This window comes from Micrococcaceae bacterium Sec5.8, assembly GCA_039636775.1.
Classification (GTDB): Bacteria; Actinomycetota; Actinomycetes; order Actinomycetales; family Micrococcaceae; genus Arthrobacter.
In genome coordinates this window covers 1,950,445-1,968,722 of sequence record CP143429.1, presented here as the reverse complement: position 1 = coordinate 1,968,722, position 18,278 = coordinate 1,950,445, and the positions used below count along the sequence as shown (strand labels likewise).

General features: G+C 66.2%; 12 protein-coding genes. 3 read left to right on the top strand and 9 right to left on the bottom strand.

The features are described 5' to 3' along the window. Window positions 1-12: 12 nt before the first annotated feature. The 6 genes from VUN84_09050 to VUN84_09025 form a co-directional block, all read right to left on the bottom strand. A complete protein-coding gene (locus VUN84_09050) occupies window positions 13-681 on the bottom strand; it encodes a lysophospholipid acyltransferase family protein (GenBank protein ID XAS62499.1) in 669 nt (222 codons plus the stop codon). A gap of 172 nt (window positions 682-853) precedes the next feature. Then, window positions 854-3,694 carry an excinuclease ABC subunit UvrA gene (gene uvrA, locus VUN84_09045; protein ID XAS65803.1) on the bottom strand — a complete coding sequence of 947 codons (2,841 nt, stop codon included), beginning with the start codon at window positions 3,692-3,694 and terminating at the stop codon, window positions 854-856. 206 nt (window positions 3,695-3,900) lie between these two features. After that, the gene (locus VUN84_09040; protein ID XAS62498.1) at window positions 3,901-4,293 is read right to left on the bottom strand and encodes a GntR family transcriptional regulator; all 393 of its coding nucleotides are present in this window, start codon (window positions 4,291-4,293) and stop codon (window positions 3,901-3,903) included. Beyond that, window positions 4,290-6,062 carry an ABC transporter ATP-binding protein gene (locus VUN84_09035; protein XAS65802.1) on the bottom strand — a complete coding sequence of 591 codons (1,773 nt, stop codon included), beginning with the start codon at window positions 6,060-6,062 and terminating at the stop codon, window positions 4,290-4,292. The genes VUN84_09040 and VUN84_09035 overlap by 4 nt, the downstream gene beginning before the upstream one ends. A gap of 194 nt (window positions 6,063-6,256) precedes the next feature. Further along, complete coding sequence (locus VUN84_09030; GenBank protein ID XAS62497.1) at window positions 6,257-7,984, bottom strand: ABC transporter ATP-binding protein; 1,728 nt, start codon at window positions 7,982-7,984, stop codon at window positions 6,257-6,259. 103 nt (window positions 7,985-8,087) lie between these two features. Continuing rightward, window positions 8,088-8,948 (bottom strand): trans-aconitate 2-methyltransferase, encoded by an 861-nt coding sequence (locus tag VUN84_09025; protein XAS62496.1) that lies wholly within the window; start codon window positions 8,946-8,948, stop codon window positions 8,088-8,090. Window positions 8,949-9,082: 134 nt separating this feature from the next. On the opposite strand from VUN84_09025, the gene VUN84_09020 reads away from it, so the two are divergent. Genes VUN84_09020 through VUN84_09010 form a run of 3 tightly spaced genes read left to right on the top strand, consistent with a single transcriptional unit; the run spans window position 9,083 to window position 13,472 of the window. Further along, window positions 9,083-11,629: a DUF3516 domain-containing protein gene (locus tag VUN84_09020; protein ID XAS62495.1), complete on the top strand. Its 2,547-nt coding sequence runs from the start codon at window positions 9,083-9,085 to the stop codon at window positions 11,627-11,629. A 24-nt stretch (window positions 11,630-11,653) separates the two neighbouring features. Continuing rightward, on the top strand, window positions 11,654-12,151 hold the full coding sequence (locus VUN84_09015; protein ID XAS62494.1) for a GNAT family N-acetyltransferase: 498 nt from the start codon (window positions 11,654-11,656) through the stop codon (window positions 12,149-12,151). Between the two features lie 49 nt (window positions 12,152-12,200). After that, the gene (locus VUN84_09010; protein ID XAS65801.1) at window positions 12,201-13,472 is read left to right on the top strand and encodes an alpha/beta fold hydrolase; all 1,272 of its coding nucleotides are present in this window, start codon (window positions 12,201-12,203) and stop codon (window positions 13,470-13,472) included. A gap of 120 nt (window positions 13,473-13,592) precedes the next feature. Here the strand turns inward: VUN84_09010 and VUN84_09005 are convergent, their stop codons facing one another. From VUN84_09005 to uvrB, 3 genes are all read right to left on the bottom strand, one after another. Beyond that, the gene (locus VUN84_09005) at window positions 13,593-14,945 is read right to left on the bottom strand and encodes an MFS transporter (protein ID XAS62493.1); all 1,353 of its coding nucleotides are present in this window, start codon (window positions 14,943-14,945) and stop codon (window positions 13,593-13,595) included. A 27-nt stretch (window positions 14,946-14,972) separates the two neighbouring features. Next, entirely contained in the window at window positions 14,973-16,001 is a 1,029-nt protein-coding gene (locus VUN84_09000) for a TerC family protein (GenBank protein ID XAS62492.1), read from the bottom strand. Between the two features lie 185 nt (window positions 16,002-16,186). Continuing rightward, a complete protein-coding gene (uvrB, locus tag VUN84_08995; GenBank protein XAS62491.1) occupies window positions 16,187-18,268 on the bottom strand; it encodes an excinuclease ABC subunit UvrB in 2,082 nt (693 codons plus the stop codon). Window positions 18,269-18,278 lie beyond the last annotated feature (10 nt).

Sequence of the window (18,278 nt, the reverse complement as noted above, 5' to 3'; positions counted from 1 at the left end):
GCAGGGGTTGCACTAGTCGACGGATTTGCTCTGGTTGTAGCTGGTGGAGCGTTCCTGGCCGCTGAGTTCGGCGATCGCGTCCATGATCCGGTCGGTCGCCTGACGGCGCGCGGGCAGGGAGTGGTCCGGCCCCGTTTTGTCGAAGTACAAGGGTTCCCCGACCTTCATGGTGAAGTGCTGGGGCTTGACGGATTTGCTGTCCGCAGGTTGCAGGTGCTCGGTGCCGATCAACCCGACCGGGATCACGGGGGCGCCGGTGGTCAGAGCAAGCCAGCCCACTCCGGTCCGGCCGCGGTAGAGGATGCCGTCGCGGGACCGGGTGCCCTCCGGATAGATGCCGACGCCCTTGCCGGAGTTCAGAATGTCCAAGAGCGTCTTAAGCGCCTGCACGCTGGCGGCCTGCTCACCGCGTTCCACCGGAATGGATCCCACGGCTTCGAAAAAGGATTTCATCACCTTCCCTTTGACCCCGCCCGTGGTGAAGTACTCCGCTTTCGCGAAGAACGCCACGGGCCGGGGCATCAGCGCCTGGACGATCACGCTGTCCAGGAAGGACAGGTGGTTGGGGGCCACAATAAACGGACCTTCTTTGGGCACGTTGTCCAGTCCGATGACCGTCGGCCGGCAGGTTGAGCTGACCAGGCCCCGGGTGGTCCAGCGGATCGCATCAAACATTGCCATCGCTGCGCACCTCGTTCAGGGTTTGGTCGGCGGGCACGGGCACTGTTATTTGCGTCACCGGCTTAGTTTCTCATGAGTCTCCGGATGCCAGAAACTCCCATGCCCGGAGAGGAATGTATCGGCGGCGGCACCGCGGCCGCCGCGTGGGCGGCAGCCGCGGTCCGGTCCGGTTTCAGGCGAGGATGTCCGCCAGGAACGCTGCCGTGTAGCTTTCGGTGGACTTAGCCACCTGCTCCGGCGTTCCCGAGGCGATGATGCGACCGCCACCCGATCCGCCGTCCGGGCCGAGATCCACAATCCAGTCGGCACTTTTGATGACGTCCAGGTTGTGCTCGATCGTGATGACGGTGTTGCCCTTGTCCACAAGGCCTTGAAGGACCAGGAGCAGTTTCCGGATGTCTTCGAAGTGGAGTCCGGTGGTGGGTTCGTCCAGCACGTAAATACTGCGGCCGTTGGAGCGCTTCTGGAGTTCGGCCGCGAGCTTGACGCGCTGGGCCTCGCCGCCGGAGAGCGTCGTCGCCGGCTGGCCCAGGCGTACATAGCCGAGTCCGACGTCGACGAGGGTGCGCAAGTGCCGGGCAATGGGCGAGAACGCCGCGAAGAATTCGGCACCTTCCTCGATGGGCATGTTCAGCACGTCGGCGATCGTCTTGCCCTTGTAATGCACTTCCAGGGTTTCGCGGTTGTACCGGGCGCCGTGGCACACCTCGCAGGGCACATAGACATCCGGAAGGAAGTTCATTTCGATCTTCAGCGTGCCGTCGCCCGAGCAGGCCTCGCAGCGGCCGCCCTTGACGTTGAAAGAGAATCGGCCCGGCAGGTAACCACGGACCTTGGCTTCGGTGGTGTCGGCGAAGAGCTTGCGGATGTTGTCGAATACACCCGTGTACGTGGCCGGGTTGGACCGCGGGGTCCGGCCGATGGGGCTCTGGTCGACGTGGACCACCTTGTCGAGGTGTTCCAAACCCTGAATGGACTTGTGCCGGCCTGCCACCTGCTTGGCGCCGTTGAGCTTGTTGGCCAGCACCTTGTAGAGGATTTCGTTGACCAGCGTGGACTTACCGGAGCCGGAGACGCCCGTGACCGCGGTGAACAGGCCGAGCGGGAAAGCGGCATCCACATTCAGGAGGTTGTGTTCCTTCGCGCCGACCACCTTGATTTCACGCTTCTTGTCGTACTTCCGCCGCTTCTTCGGTACTTCGATCCGCTTCCGGCCGGACAGGTAGTCACCGGTGAGCGATTCCGTGTTTTCCAGCAGGTCTTTGTAGGAACCGGAGTGCACCACCATGCCGCCGTGTTCGCCGGCGCCCGGTCCGATGTCCACGACCCAGTCGGCTTCCTGGATGGTGTCTTCGTCGTGCTCGACGACGATCAGGGTATTGCCGAGGTCGCGCAGCCGGGTGAGGGTTTCGATCAGGCGCCGGTTGTCCCGCTGGTGCAGGCCAATCGAGGGCTCGTCCAGGACGTAGAGCACCCCCACGAGTCCGGATCCGATCTGCGTGGCCAGCCGGATGCGCTGGGCTTCGCCGCCGGAGAGCGTTCCGGAGGGCCGTTCCAGGTTCAGGTACTCCAGGCCGACGTCCAGCAGGAAGGTCAGCCGGGCCTGGATCTCCTTCAGGACCTGGTTGGCGATCTGGGCTTCCCTGCCGGTGAGCACCAGGTTGTCCAGGAAGTGGGCGCATTCGCGCATCGGCAGCGCCGCGACCTCGGCGATGGACTTGCCGTTGATCAGCACGGACAGCGACGCCGGGTTCAGGCGGGCGCCGTTGCAGGCAGGGCACGGGATCTGCCGCATATATTCCTCGTAGCGGTCCCGGGCCTTGTCCGAGTCCGTCTCGACGTGCTTGCGGTGAACGTATTGAATCACGCCCTCAAAGCCGGTGCTGTACTTGCGTTCCCGGCCGAACCGGTTGCGGTACTGGACCACCACCTTGTGGTCCTTGCCGTGCAGGACGGTCTGGCGTACGTCCCGGGAGAGCTCGTCCCACGGGGTCTTCATCGAGAAACCGAGTTCCTTCGCGAGTCCCCCGAGCAGACGGTTCCAGTACTCGGTGGTGGCTGTACCCAGGGACCACGGGGCGATGGCGCCCTCAGCGAGGGAGAGTTCACCGTTGGGAATGATGAGTTCCTCATCAACTTCCAGTTTGGTGCCGATACCGCTGCAGGCGGCGCAGGCACCGAAGGGATTGTTGAAGGAAAAGGAGCGGGGTTCGATCTCATCGATGGCGAGCGGATGCTCGTTGGGGCAGGCGAGGTGCTCCGAGAAGGCCCTGATCCGTTCCGGATCGTCGGCGTCGAGGTCGACGAACTCGGCGAGGATCCGGCCCTCGGCCAGGCCGAGGGCAGTCTCAACGGAGTCGGTGAGGCGCTGGCTGATGCCGTCTTTGACCACCAGGCGGTCCACCACCACCTCAATGGTGTGTTTGAACTGCTTGCCCAGCTTGGGCGGATCGCTGAGCTGGATCAGTTTGTCATCCACCCGGGCCCTCGAGTAGCCCTTGGCTGTGAGTTCCTTGAACAGTTCGACAAACTCGCCCTTGCGGCCACGGACCACGGGGGCCAGGACCTGGAAACGGGTACCCTCCGGCAGTTCCAGCAGCTGGTCGACAATCTGCTGCGGGGTCTGCTTCGCGACCGGCTCCCCGCAAATGGGGCAGTGCGGACGGCCCACCCGGGCCCACAGGAGCCGCATGTAGTCATAGATTTCGGTGATGGTGCCGACCGTGGAGCGGGGGTTCTTGCTGGTGGACTTCTGGTCGATGGACACCGCGGGAGACAGCCCCTCGATGAAGTCGACGTCGGGCTTGTCCACCTGGCCCAGAAACTGCCGGGCGTAGGCGGAGAGCGACTCAACGTAGCGCCGCTGGCCCTCGGCGAAGATGGTGTCGAACGCAAGGGAGGATTTGCCGGAACCGGAGAGTCCGGTGAAGACAATCATGGAGTCCCGGGGCAGGTCCAGGTCGACGTTGCGCAGGTTGTGCTCGCGCGCGCCCTTGACCACCAGCCGGGACATGTCCGGTCGTGTGACAGCGGGGCGGGCGTCGTCTGCACGGCCCGGCCTGGCGGAGCTCAGCGGAACGACGGCGGACGGGGAATCAACTGCTGGATCTTCAGCTACGGCTTTAGGCACGCTTCCAATGCTAATCGAAAACTTCTTCGAATATCCATTCCGGGCAGTGTCCCGGGCCCCGAAATCCCCGACTCTGTGCTATCGGGGAGTCAGTGACGGTCGTAGGCGGCGGCGAACAATTGCACCGCCTCCGCGAAGCTGGCACCCTGCGCTTTGGCGGCTTCCGCGAAGTCGGCGGCGGCAGCGGACAGCGAGCTCCAGGCCTCGTCGCGGGCACAGACCACCGTCCCGTTCCGGCCCCGGGTCACCACGACGCCGGCTGCCTCCAATTCCTTGTAGGCGCGGGCCACGGTGTGGGGCGCGACGCCCAGCTCGCCGGCGAGGGTACGGACGGCGGGGAGCTTGGTCCCGGGCGCCAGGGTGCCGTCGTCGGCGCGTTCGATGATGCTGAGCCGGAGCTGGTCAAACAAGGCGACGGAGCTCCCCGGGTTGGGCCGCCAGACACCGGGGAACACTGCGGTTGATGCTGCCGGAGGGGTCACAGTCCGGGCTCCCGGGCGGGCTTGCTGTGTTCGCGGCGGGCGAACTGTGCTTCGTAAAGTTCCAGGTACCGGCCGCCTCCAGCCATGAGTCGTTCGTGGGTTCCCTGTTCAACGATCCGTCCTTGATCCATGACCAGAATTAGATCAGCGTCCCGGACGGTGGACAAGCGGTGGGCAATGATGAAGCTGGTGCGTCCCTGCCGCAACCGCTCCAGGGCCTGCCGGATTTGCACCTCGGTGCGGCTGTCCACCGAGCTCGTGGCCTCGTCCAGGATCAGGATGTCCCGTCCGGCCAGGTGGGCCCTGGCGATCGAAATGAGCTGGCGCTGTCCGCGGCTGAGCGAACCGCCGTCGTTGGCGAGGATGGTGGCGTAGCCGCCCGGCAGGGCGCGGACAAACTGGTCCACATGGCTGGCCTTTGCGGCGGCGACAATCTCGGCGTCGGTGGCTCCGGGGCGGCCGTATTCAATGTTGTCGCGAATGCTGCCGGTGAACAGCCAGGCTTCCTGCAGCACCGTGCCGAAGTTGGCCCGTACTTCGTCCCGGGTCAACTCCGCGATGTCCCTGCCGCCGATGGTGATCCGCCCGGTATCAGGTTCGTAAAAGCGCAGCAGCAGGTTCACCACGGTGGTCTTGCCGGCGCCGGTCTGTCCCACAATCGCCACGGTCTGCCCGGGTTCGACCGCGAAACTCAGGTTTTGGATAACCGGTGATCCGGCGGCGTAGCCGAAGGTGACACGCTCGAACACCACAGGGCCGGCGGCACCGGTCCCAGGACCGCAGGCCCGGTCCGCCGCCGTGGCCGCTGCCGGCTCAGAGCCGCGGGCACCACGCGACCGGGTTTCCGGCGGGATCTCCGGCGCGTCCAGGAGGTCGAAGACCCGCCCTGCCGAGACCAGGCAGGACTGCATGAGGGTCAACATGCCGCCGATCTGCCCCATCGGCTGGCTGAAGAGCCTGCTGAACTGGATGAAGGCCTGCAGCCCGCCGAGGGTCACGGCGCCGGACAGGACCTGTAAGGCCCCGACAACGGCAACGGCAATGTAGTTGAGGTTGGCGACGAACACCATCAGGGGCTGGACGATCCCGGATATGTACTGGGCGGAGGTGCTGGCGCGGCATAATTTGTCGTTGCCTTCCCTGAAGCTGGCCGCGGCCGCGTCCTGCCAGCCGAAGGCCTTGACCACCTCGTGGCCGGTGAAGAACTCCTCCAGCTGCGCGTTAAGGCCGCCCGTGCTGTCCCACTGCTCCGCGAAATGGGCCTGGGACTTCCGGGCCACCACGATGGTGATGAGGGCGGACAACGGAACGGACACCAGGGCGATTCCGGCCAGGACCGGGGAGAGCCACAGCATCATGGCCAGGGCTCCGGAGAGCATCAGCAGCGAGAGGATCAGCTGGTTCAGCAACTGGTTCAGGGCCTGGACGATGTTGTCGACGTCGTTGGTGGCGCGGCTCAACACGTCGCCGCGGTGCTGCTCATCAAAGTGACTGGACGGCAGGACCTGGAGTTTGACTTCCACCGAGGTGCGCAGCCCGTAGCCCAGGCGCTGCACCGCCACGGCGGTCAGGCTGCCCTGTACCCAGCTGAAGACAGAGGCCCCCAGATACAAAACAGACACAACCGCCAACAGGACGGCCAGCTTTCCCTGGTCGAAAGTTCCGCCGGCCACCCCCCGGACGATGACGTCGGTGGCGTCCCCCAGGAGTTTCGGTGCCGCGACGTTCAGGGCCACAAAGGCGCACGTTGCGGCGACCGCACCGGCCATCAGCCACCTGGAAGGGCGGAGCAGACCGAGCAGCCGCCCGGCCGTGCGCCAGCGGAACCGGCCGGGCGCCTTGCGGTCCGTGACGGCTGCGGCCGGCAGGGTTTTGATGCGGCCTGCCGACGGCCGGTCCTCCGGTGCCTGGTCCCGGACGCCGGTGGGCGTGCCGGTTCCGGCGCCGGGGTCCGGTTGCGGCGTCACGGGGTCTCCTCGGGCACGAGCTGGGAGGCGGCGATCTCCTGGTAGCTCGGCGAGGACGCCATCAGGTGCCGGTGTGTGCCCTGCGCTACGACCCGGCCGTCTTCGAGGACCAGGATCAGGTCCGCGTCCATAATCGGCGCGACCCGCTCCGCGACGACCAGCACGGTGGCTGCGCGCAGCAGCGGCCGCAGCGCTCCACGGAGACGATCGTCGGTGCCATAGTCCAGCGCCGAAAAGCTGTCGTCGAACAGGTACACGGCCGCCTCCCGGAGCAGGGCCCGGGCGATGCACAACCGCTGGCGCTGGCCTCCGGAGAAGTTCGTGCCGCCCTGGCTCACCGGCGAGTGCAGACCCTGCGGGGATTTCCGCACAAACTCCTCGGCCTGCGCGCTTCCCAGCACCCGCCACAGGTCTGCGTCCGTCGCCGCAGGAGCAGCCATCCGCAGATTTCCGGCGATGGTTCCGGAGAACAGGTAGGAGTGCTGGGGAACGACGGCGACCAGGCTCCGCAACGTCCGAAGGCTAAGGCTGCGCACATCGCTTCCGCCGATGCTGATGGCGCCGCCACTGGCATCCAGGAACCTGGGCAGAAGATTCAGCAGAGTGCTTTTGCCGGTGCCTGTGGCACCGATGATGGCTGTCACGGTTCCGGGCGCGGCCGTGAACGTGACGCCGTCGAGGACGGGTTGCTCAGCGCCGGGGTACGCAAAGGAGACGTTCCGGTATTCCACAGCATTTCCGCCAGGGTCACCGACACCCGGGCCGTCGGTGACCGCCGGTGTTGTGTCGAGGACCGCCTGGATGCGTTCAGCGCACGCGGCAGCGCGGGGAGCCGTCATGAAGACGTACATGGCCATCATGATCGCGATCAGAATCTGCAAAATGTACGCGATGAACGCCGTCAAGGCGCCCAGCCGCATGTCGCCGGACTGGATCCGGTGACCGCCGAACCAGACGACGCCGACGGAGGAGAGATTCACCACCAGCATGATCATGGGCATCATTGAGGCGACCAGCAGTGCCGAGCGCAGGTTGTTGTGGGTCAACTCCTTGTTGGCCCCGTCGAAGCGCCGTTCCTCGTGCCCCTGCCGCCCGAAGCCGCGGATGACGGAGGCTCCGATAATTTGCTCCCGCAGCACCCGGCTGATCCCGTCGATCAGCTCCTGGCCCTGCCGGTACAGCGGGATGAGACGGCGGACAATCAGCACCATGATCACGGCGAGCACCGGAACCACCGCGATGACGATGCCGGACAAGACGACGTCCTGGTGCACGGCGAGCGCGATCCCGCCAACGAAAATGGCGGGCGCTGCGATCAGCATCGTGAAGACGAGGACCACCAGGTTCTGCACCTGCGTGACGTCGTTGGTGGTCCTGGTCACCAGACTGGCGGCACCGAACGCAGTGACCTCCTGGGAGGACATCGACTGGACTTTCGCGAACAATTCCTCGCGCAGCGTCCGGCCAAGCTCCATCGCCACGACGGCGCCGAGATAGCCGGCCGCAACGGCCGCCACCACCTGCACGCCGGCGGTCACCGCCATCCAGGAGCCCAGGTCCACGATCTGCGATACATCCCTGCCGACGATTCCGTTGTCGATGATGGCCGCGTTCAGCGTGGGAAGGAGGAGGGTGGCCATCGTCTGGATGAGCTGGAGCGCCACGATAGCCAGCACGGCACCTTTGTGGGCGGCCAGAAGCCGGCCCGTCAGGCCAATGAGCACCGAACCTCCATCGCTAGGTGAGGGGCATGGATCGCAGGAGATCGAGGCGGCCGCCCCCCGCGCCGCCTCGACATTGTAAGCACGCTCACACCGTGCCGGGTTCTCATGTGGCGTTCCTTTTCCTGCGGCCCTCTCCGCGGCCCTCGTTCCCCGCCGGTTCCCCGGCGTTGACACCCGTCCCCCCATGTTCGAGCTTGCGGGCAACGGCGAAGACCCGGCGGAACGGGAACACCGTGCCGTGGGGGCCAGCCGGGTACGCGTCCGCCAGCAGGGCAGCGTAGTCGGCTTCGAACTCCGCCGCGTCACGGGCGGACAGGTCGGCGAGCACGGGCCGGAGACCGGTGCCCCTGACCCACTCCAGCACGGGGTCCGGACCCGGCAGGACCTGGAGGCAGGTGCTCTCCCAGGCGTCCGCCTCACACCCGGCGTCGAGCATGATCTCCAGGTACTCCTCCGGCCGGCCCACTGCGTCTGCGTGCCTCAGGACACCGGACAGCCGGCCCGCCCACGCCGTTGACTCGGCCAGCCCGCGCATCAGCGCGTGCGAGGGCGCGTCGAAGTTCCCGGGCACCTGCAGCGCGAACCACGCCCCGGGCCTGAGCGCGGCGAGCCAACGCCGCAGCATGTCCCGGTGCCCGGGGACCCACTGCAGTGCGGCATTGGTCACCACCACGTCGGTCTCCGCGGTGGGCATCCACCCGGCGATGTCTGCCTGGCTGAAAGAGAGATTGGGCAGGCGGTCCGCATAGCGGGCGGCACGGGCCAGCATTTGACCGGAAGAGTCAAGGCCCACGACCTGTGCTGCGGGCCAGCGTGCGGCGAGGGTGGCCGTCAGGTTCCCCGGACCGCAGCCGAGGTCCACGACGTGCCGCGGAGTGCCGGCGCGGATGCGGGCGGTCAGGTCGAAGTAGGGCCTGTCACGGTAATCCCCGAACTGCATGTACTTGCCGGGGTCCCACATCATTGTTGTCCTCCAGTCGCCGGCGACTGTACGCCGTCGGAAGCCTAACCCCGGCCGGGTGCAGCAGCCGGGGAGGCGCGCGGCAGGCGGCGGCCTTCGGCGGGCCGCGGCGGATCCGGCTACTAAGCTGGTGGGCAATGAAACTAGTTGATCAGCTCCCCGCCCCGTCCGCCCGGGTCCCAGGCCGGACCGGTCTTGACCCGGACGAGCTCTACACCCGCTTTGTCGAGTGGACGGAGACCCGCGGGCTGGCCCTCTACACCGCCCAGGACGAAGCCATCATGGAGCTTGCCTCCGGTGCGAACGTCATCCTGGCCACCCCCACCGGGTCGGGAAAATCCCTCGTCGCGATCGCCGTTCATTTCCAGGCTCTGGCCCGCGGCCAGCGCAGCTACTACACGGCACCGATCAAGGCCCTCGTCTCGGAGAAGTTCTTTGCTCTCTGTGAGATCTTCGGCGCCGAAAACGTCGGCATGATCACCGGAGACTCCGGCGTCAACCAGGACGCCCCGATCATCTGCTGCACAGCCGAAATCCTGGCCAACATCGCCCTCCGCGAAGGTGCTGCCGCCGAGCTCGGCGCCGTCATCATGGACGAATTCCATTTCTACTCCGACCCGCAGCGCGGCTGGGCCTGGCAGGTTCCGTTGCTGGAACTCCCCCAGGCGCAGTACCTGCTGATGTCCGCCACGCTGGGCGACGTCAGCCGCTTCGAAGCCGGTATGACCGAGTTGACGGGCCGCCCAACCACGACGGTGAGTTCGGTGGAACGCCCCATTCCCCTGCACTACTACTACGAGCAGACCCCCGTGCACGAGACGCTCGAGGAGCTTCTCGCCACGAAGCAGGTGCCGGTGTACGTGGTGCACTTCAGCCAGGTCGAGGCGATCGACCGGGCCCAGAACCTCATGAGCGTCAACGTCTGCACCCGCGAGGAGAAAGACAAAATCGCGGAGCTCATCGCCGGTTTCCGCTTCGCCGCAGGGTTCGGCAAGACCCTCAACCGGCTGGTCCGGCACGGCATCGGGGTCCACCACGCGGGCATGCTGCCGAAATACCGGAGGCTGGTGGAACAGCTTGCCCAGGCCGGGCTGCTCAAAGTCATCTGCGGTACGGACACCCTTGGCGTGGGCATCAACGTGCCTATCCGCACCGTGCTGCTCACCGCCTTGAGCAAGTACGACGGCGTCCGCACCCGGGTGCTGAATTCGCGTGAGTTCCACCAGATCGCCGGCCGCGCCGGGCGTGCCGGCTACGACACCGCCGGCACCGTCGTAGTGCAGGCCCCGGAGCACGTCACCGAGAACGTCAAGGCGATGGCCAAGGCCACGGCCAAATTCGGTGATGATCAGAAGAAGCTGCGCCAGGTGGTGAAGAAGAAGCCGCCGGAGGGCTTCGTGTCCTGGGGGGAACCGACCTACAAGCGTCTGGTCGACTCGGTGCCCGATCCACTGACGTCCAGTTTCACCGTGACCCATGCGATGTTGATGAACCTGATGGAACGCCCGGGGGATCCGTTCCAGGCGGCCCGCCGGCTGCTCACCGAGAACCACGAGACCCGGTCCTCCCAGCTGCAGCTGATGAAAAAGGCCCTCGGTATCTATCGTGAGCTCCTGGCGGCCGGCGTCGTCGAACGGATTCCGGCGGCGGAACAGGGTACCGACGGGCGCACCGTCCGGTTGACCGTGCACCTGCAGGCCAACTTCGCGTTGAACCAGCCGCTGTCACCGTTCGCACTCGCGGCCCTGGAGTTGCTGGATCCGGATTCGCCGTCCTACGCCCTCGACGTCGTCTCCGTCATTGAGTCGACGCTGGAGAAACCACGGCAGATACTGTCCGCCCAGCTGAAGAAGGCACGCGGTGAGGCAGTCGCCGCGATGAAGGCCGACGGGATCGACTATGACCAGCGCATGGCCATGCTCGACGACGTCACTTACCCGCAGCCGCTGGCGGAACTTCTCGGCGAGGCCTTCGACGTCTACCGCAGGGCCGCGCCGTGGATCGGCGACTTCGAACTCGCACCGAAATCCATTGTTCGGGACATGTACGAGCGGGCCATGAACTTCGGCGAGTTCGTCCAGTTCTACGGTTTGGCCCGTTCCGAGGGGATCGTGCTGCGATACCTTGCCGATGGTTTCAAGGCCCTGCGGCAGACCGTCCCCCAGGACGCCCTCCGCGAGGACCTCGAAGACCTCATCGCCTGGCTCGGTGAGCTGGTCCGGCAGGTTGACTCCAGCCTCTTGGACGAGTGGGAGGAACTTACCTCCGGCAAGGTCCCGACCCCGCACGACGCCCCGCCGCCCCCGCCGCCGTCGCTCACCTCCAACGTCCGCGCCTTCCGCGTGATGGTCCGCAACGAGTTGTTCCGCCGGGTGGAACTGTTCGCGGACGAGAACGCCACCGCCCTGGGCGAGCTCGACGCCGGCTCCGGCTGGGATGCCGAACGCTGGGAGGACACCCTCGATGACTACTTCGACGAACACGACGACATCGGCACCGGCCCGGACGCCCGCGGACCGGGTCTGCTGATCATCACGGAGGAGACCGGCACATGGAAGGTCCGGCAGATCTTCGAGGACCCGGCAGGCAACCACGACTGGGGCATCTCCGCAGAGGTGGACCTCGCGGCATCGGATGAATCCGGCACCGCCGTCGTCCGTGTCACGGACGTCAACCGACTCTAGGCCCGGCACCAGTAAACTCGAACAATGAGTGTAATCCGGCCCGCTACGGCGAACGATGTCCCCGCAATCCTGCAAATGATCCATGACTTGGCCCTCTACGAGAAGGAACCCGACGCCGTCCGGAACACCCCGGAGATGCTGGGCGAGGCTCTCTTCGGCGGGAACCCGCGGGTGTTTGCCGCCATGGCTGAGAACGAGGCCGGCGAGGTCCGAGGATTCGCGCTCTGGTTCCTGAACTACTCCACCTGGGAAGGTGTCCACGGCATTTACCTCGAGGACCTTTACGTGCGCCCCGAGGCCCGCGGTGAAGGGCACGGCAAGGCGCTGCTGCAGCATCTGGCGCAAACCGCCGTGGACCGCGGGTACGCGCGCGTGGAATGGAGCGTCCTGGACTGGAACGAGCCTGCCATCAACTTTTACAAGAATCTCGATGCCCAGCCGATGCAGGAATGGTCCACGTTCCGGCTCACCGGCGAGGCGCTGGAAGCCTTCGGCACCCGCGGGGTGCCGGCCCGTGGCTGACCTGCCCCCTGTCCCCCACACGGTCAAGGCCCGGCACGCCTACCGCGGAATGCGCACCGTTGAGCATTACTTCGAAGTTCCGCTGGATCATTTCAGCGCCGGCCCCCCGGCCGAGACCATCACCGTCTTTGCCCGCGAATACGTCTCCGCTGACTACACCGGGGAGGAATCCGCCCAGCTCCCGTGGCTGCTCTACCTGCAGGGCGGCCCCGGCGGGCGCGGCAACCGCTTTCCCGCTCTCGGCGGCTGGAGCAAAGCCGCCGCCAAGGACTTCCGCATCCTCATGCTGGATCAGCGCGGCACCGGCCTGTCATCCGCCGTCGACCGCAACACCCTGCCGTTGCGCGGGAACGACGCCGACCAGGCCGCCTACCTCGCGCACTTCCGGGCCGACTCCATCGTCGCGGACGCGGAGGCCATCCGGCGGGCGCTCGGCTCCGGTCCGTGGACGATCTACGGCCAGAGCTATGGCGGCTTCTGTGCACTCAGTTACCTTTCCTTCGCCCCGGACGGTCTCCGGGAAGCCCTGGTGACGGGCGGGCTGGCACCGCTGATGGGACCCGCGGACCGGGTCTATCAGGCCACCTTCTTGCGGGTCGAGGCCCGCAACGCCGAGTATTTTGGCCGGTACCCCGAGGATCGCGCGGCGGTTACCCGGATCGCCCGGCACCTGCGCGACACCGAAGAATTCCTGCCCGACGGCGAACGGCTCACCGTGGAACGCTTCCAGATGGCGGGGTCCTTCCTCGGCGGAAACACCCGGATGGACTCGCTGCACCACCTGCTGGAGGACGCCTTCGCAGGCACCGCCGCCGGGGACCGGCTCTCCGACACCTTCCTGGAGCAGGTCCGCGCCCTCGCCTCACGGTCCACCAACCCGTTGTACGCCCTCATGCACGAATCCATTTATGGCCAGGGCGAGTCCACGGATTGGGCCGCGTGGCGGGTGCTGCAGGACTTTCCGGAGTTCTCCCCCGACGCTCCTGAGCCCCTGCTCACGGGCGAGATGGTCTACCCGTGGTACTTCGACCAGGATCCCGCCCTCAGGCCGTTGCGGAACGTTGCCCAGCTCCTCGCCGAAAAGGATGACTGGCCGCCGCTCTACGATGCCGAACGTCTGGCCCTTAATACCGTGCCGGTAGCCGCCGCCGTGTACTCCGCGGATATTTACGTTGAGCGCGCGTTCTCGCTGGAGACGGCCTCGGCTGTCCGCGGCCTGCAGGTGTGGGAGTCCGCGGACTTCCACCATGACGGCATCGCTGACGACGGCGAGGGCATCTTCGCCCGGCTCCTGGGCATGACCCGCTCCGCGCGGACATAGGCGGGCAAGGGACTGCAGGACTGGACGGCTGCGGCACTGGACGGCTGCGGCACTGGGCAGCTGCGGAGATCGGGCGCCCGGGGAACTGTGCGGCTGCGGTGACCCGGCGCGCCGCCCCGCTCAGGCGGGTGCGGGCTGGGCGCGGCCGCGGGCCGCGGCGGAGACGACGACAGCGAGAACGGACACCGCGATGACGGCCGCGGCCAGGTTCAGGCCCTGATAGCCGACGCCGCTCATCACCAGTCCGGAGAATCCTGCGCCGACCGCGCCGGCGACGCCCATCAGAGTGTCCGAGACGCCCTGGACGAGGACGCGGTCGTCCGCGCGGACGCTTTCGGCCAGCATCGTGGACCCGGCGATTGTCGCTGCGGACCAGCCCAGCCCGAGCAGCACCAGGCCCACGGTCACGAGGACGGGTTGGGCCTGGCCGAACCCGGCAACGAGGGCCGAGAGCAGGATCAGGCCGTGGCCAAGCAGTATGACGGGCAGCCGGCCCGCCTTGTCCGTTAGCCAGCCCATGACCGGTGAGAGCGCGTACATCCCGGCGATATGCAGCGAAATGGTGAAGCCGATCAGGACCAGGACATCAGTACTGGCGGCGTGGGTGTGGCTGGCTGGCATGTCCGCGAGGGGCCCCTCGGTCAGCAACTGCAGGTGCAGGGGCGTCATCGACATGACGGCGGCCATGCAGCCGTGCGCGGTGATGACGGCGAGAAGGGCCAGCCGGGCCCGGGGCGAGGCCCGGACAGCGGCCAGACCGTGGCGCAGGCCGCCCGGCCGCCGGACGGCCGCGGCGCCGGCCGCTGGCGGGTCCCCGCCGGACCGGAGCCGGGCGGCGAGCAGCAGCGGGTCCGGCCGCAGGCCAAGGAGGAGGAGCAGGGCGGCCGCCGCCAGCCCCGCCGTCGAGAACACGAAGGGTCCGGCCAGCGCCGGCAGGCCCAGGGCCTCCCCCACCAGCGCCCCCGGGCGGATCAAATTGGGACCGGCGACGGCGCCGATGGTCACGGACCACACCACGATCGCCAGGGACCGGCCCCGCCGTTCGGGCTCGGCGAGGTCGACCGCGGCGAACCGGGCCTGCAGGTTGGCGGCTGTGCCGAGCCCCAGCAACGCGGCAGCGAGCAGCAGCACCGGGAAGCTGCCCGTCGCTGTGGACACGATCACCAACAGCGCTCCGGCCATGGCCGCGAGCAGGCCGGTGACGAGGGAAGCCCGCCTGCCCCGCCGCCCAGCCAGGCCGGCCAGGGGCAGGGCGGCTGCAGCAGCCCCGAGTGTCATGGTGGTGGTGACAGCACCGGCCCACGCATTCGAGCCGGACAGCTGCACGGCCAGAAGCGACCCAACGGAGAGGCTGGCACCGTTGCCCACCCCGCTGAGGAGCTGGGCTGCGCTTAAGATCCGAACGGTACGGCGCTGGACCCCTTGCGGGTCCAGCGCCGTACCGGTCGGTGGTCTGGCGTCAAAGACTTTCACGGTCCGAGCTTAGCCGAACCGATAAGGCTATTCTGCGTCGCTGAGGCTCTTGCGGGAGTCCTCCTCCAGCCGGGCATCGAGCTTGGATTTCGACGAACCGGACCTGACCAGGCTGGCGATGACGGCAATGATAATCGTGCCGACGATCACTCCGAGCGAGACATACGTCGGGATCTCGGGTGCCCATTCGATGGGCCGGCCGCCGTTGATGAAGGGCAGTTCGTTGACGTGCATGGCGTGCAGGACCAGTTTCACGCCGATGAAGGCGAGGATCACGGAGAGTGCATGCTTGAGGTAGATCAGTCGGGTCATCAGGCCGCCGAGCAGGAAGTACAGCTGGCGCAGGCCCATCAGGGCGAAGATGTTGGCGGTGAACACGATGAACGCGCTCTGGGTCAGGCCGAAGATGGCCGGAAGGGAGTCCATCGCGAAGAGCAGGTCCGTGAGGCCGATGGTGACGAACACGATCAGCATCGGGGTGAAGACCTTCTTGCCGTCCAGCACGGTGCGGAGCTTGCCGCCGTCGAACTTCGCCGAGATTGGCAGGACCGTGCGGACCCGGGCGATGAACGGATTTTCCTTGTCCTCCTCGTCCTCACCGTCGTCCCGGACCTGCTTCCAGGCGGTCCACAGCAGGAAGGCGCCGAAGATGTAGAACACCCAGCTGAACTGTTCGATCACAATTGCGCCCAGCAGGATGAAGATCCCGCGCAGGACCAGGGCGATGATGATACCCACCATGAGCACTTCCTGCTGGTACTTCCGGGGTACAGAGAAGCGGGCCATGATGATAATGAAGACGAACAGGTTGTCCATGCTGAGGCTGTATTCCGTCACCCAGCCCGCGATGAACTGGCCGCCGTACTCGGGGCCCGTGAAGACGAACATGGCGCCGGCAAAAACCAGCGCAAGCCCGATGTAAAACGACACCCACAGACCGGCTTCCCTCATGGCAGGCTCGTGTGGACGTTTGAGGACCAAAAGCAGGTCAATGGCCAGAATGATGCCGAGGACGGCAAAGGAGCCGATCTCAAACCAGATGGGAAGTTCGGGCACGGAAATACCTCTCGCAGGATGAGACGGTGCGATATAAGTCTCTCCGACTGGCCGCATGTCCGGTAGTGCCTGCCAGGTACAGCGTGGCTGCCCGCTGCGCCCGCTGCGCCCGGCAGGGCATGGATGCCGTGCCTGGTGCGGATCGTAGCGCTTGGGATACTCCCCTACGTCCGCCCCACCTTGGCCTAGGCGTGCCCGGCGGACTGCATCTGGCGGAGCTCCTTCTTGAGTTCGCCCACCTCGTCCCGGAGCCGGGCGGCGAGCTCGAACTGCAGTTCACCGGCGGCGGCGTGCATCTGCTCGGTGAGCTGTTCGATCAGGCCCACCAGGTCCTCGGCCGGCGCCGCAGCCAGGCCGTCCGCCCGGACCTTCGCCGAGCCCTTCCCCTTGCCGCGTGCCTTGCCGGCTGCGGCGAGGAGCTCACGGGTATCGGCGTCTTCCTTGGCGATTTGGTCCGTGATGTCGGCGATCTTCTTGCGCAGCGGCTGCGGATCGACTCCGTTTGCGGTGTTGTACGCCACCTGGATCTCACGACGGCGGTTGGTCTCGTCAATGGCCTTCGCCATGGAGTCGGTGATCCGGTCCGCGTACATGTGGACCTCGCCGGAGACGTTGCGGGCGGCACGGCCGATGGTCTGAATCAGCGACGTCGCCGAGCGCAGGAAGCCTTCCTTGTCAGCATCCAGAATGCTCACCAGGGAGACCTCGGGCAGGTCCAGGCCTTCCCGGAGCAGGTTGATGCCGACCAGGACGTCGAAGACGCCCATCCGGAGCTCCCGGAGCAGCTCCACACGGCGCAGGGTGTCCACGTCCGAGTGCAGGTATTCGACCTTGACGCCGTGCCCCAGCAGATAGTCGGTGAGGTCCTCCGCCATCCGCTTGGTCAGCGTGGTGACCAGGATGCGCTCATCCTTCGCGGTGCGGGTTTTGATTTCACCGAGGAGGTCATCAATCTGGCCCTTGGTGGGTTTAACGATCACTTCGGGGTCGATCAGGCCCGTGGGCCGGATGATCTGCTGGACGAAGCCGTCGGCCTTGCCGAGCTCGTACTTGCCCGGCGTCGCGGAGAGGTAGACCGTTTGGCCTACGCGGTCCTGGAATTCGTCCCATTTCAACGGGCGGTTGTCCATCGCGGAGGGCAGGCGGAAGCCGTGGTCCACGAGGTTCCGTTTCCGGGACATGTCCCCTTCGTACATCGCGCCGATCTGCGGAACCGTGACGTGCGATTCGTCAATCACCAGGAGGAAGTCGTCCGGGAAATAGTCGATGAGGCAGTGCGGCGCGGTGCCCCGGGCCCGGCCGTCGATGTGGCTGGAGTAGTTCTCGATGCCGTTGCAGAAGCCCATCTGCTGCATCATTTCCAGGTCGTAGGTGGTGCGCATCCTGAGGCGCTGCGCCTCCACCAGCTTGTTCTGGCTTTCCAGGACCTGGAGCCGCTCGGCAAGCTCGTCTTCGATCCGCTTGATCGCCCGGCCCATACGTTCGGGACCAGCCACGTAGTGGGACGCCGGGAAGACGTACATCTCGGTCTCGTCCCGGATGATTTCCCCGGTAAGCGGGTGCAGGGTGTAGATGTTCTCGATTTCGTCGCCGAAGAACTCGATCCGGATCGCGAGTTCCTCGTACATCGGAATAATTTCCACGGTGTCGCCGCGGACCCGGAACGTACCGCGGTGGAAGTCCATGTCGTTGCGGGCGTACTGCATGGAAACGAACTTCCGGAGCAGGTCATCGCGGTTCATCTGGGCGCCCTTGCGCAGCGTCACCATCCCGGCGATGTACTCTTCCGGCGTGCCGAGGCCATAAATGCAGGACACGGTGGCCACGACGATCACGTCCCTGCGGGTCAGGAGCGCGTTGGTGGCGGAGTGCCGGAGCCGTTCGACTTCCTCATTGACGGAGGAGTCCTTTTCAATGAAGGTGTCCGTCTGCGCGACGTAAGCTTCCGGCTGGTAGTAGTCGTAGTAGGAGACGAAATACTCGACGGCGTTGTTCGGCAGCAGTTCGCGGAATTCGTTGACGAGCTGCGCGGCGAGGGTCTTGTTTTGCACCATCACCAGGGTGGGCCGCTGCACCTGTTCGATCAGCCACGCCGTCGTGGCGCTCTTGCCCGTGCCCGTGGCGCCGAGCAGCACGACATCCTTCTCGCCGTTCTTGATGCGCTCGGTCAGTTCCCCGATGGCGGCCGGCTGGTCGCCTGCCGGCTGGAATTCGCTGATGACCTCAAAGGGTGCCACGACACGGTTGATTTGCTGGGCAAGACTCATGGTTCTAATC

Bases quoted from the DNA above. Each gene is read 5' to 3' on its own strand.
- VUN84_09050 (XAS62499.1), bottom strand. From the start codon at position 681: ATGGCAATGTTTGATGCGATCCGCTGGACCACCCGGGGCCTGGTCAGC.
- uvrA (XAS65803.1), bottom strand. From the start codon at position 3,694: ATGTCCCGGCTGGTGGTCAAGGGCGCGCGCGAGCACAACCTGCGCAAC.
- VUN84_09035 (XAS65802.1), bottom strand. From the start codon at position 6,062: ATGGCCGGTGCGGTCGCCGCAACGTGCGCCTTTGTGGCCCTGAACGTC.
- VUN84_09025 (XAS62496.1), bottom strand. From the start codon at position 8,948: ATGATGTGGGACCCCGGCAAGTACATGCAGTTCGGGGATTACCGTGAC.
- VUN84_09020 (XAS62495.1), top strand. From the start codon at position 9,083: ATGAAACTAGTTGATCAGCTCCCCGCCCCGTCCGCCCGGGTCCCAGGC.
- VUN84_09015 (XAS62494.1), top strand. From the start codon at position 11,654: ATGAGTGTAATCCGGCCCGCTACGGCGAACGATGTCCCCGCAATCCTG.
- VUN84_09010 (XAS65801.1), top strand. From the start codon at position 12,201: ATGCGCACCGTTGAGCATTACTTCGAAGTTCCGCTGGATCATTTCAGC.
- uvrB (XAS62491.1), bottom strand. From the start codon at position 18,268: ATGAGTCTTGCCCAGCAAATCAACCGTGTCGTGGCACCCTTTGAGGTC.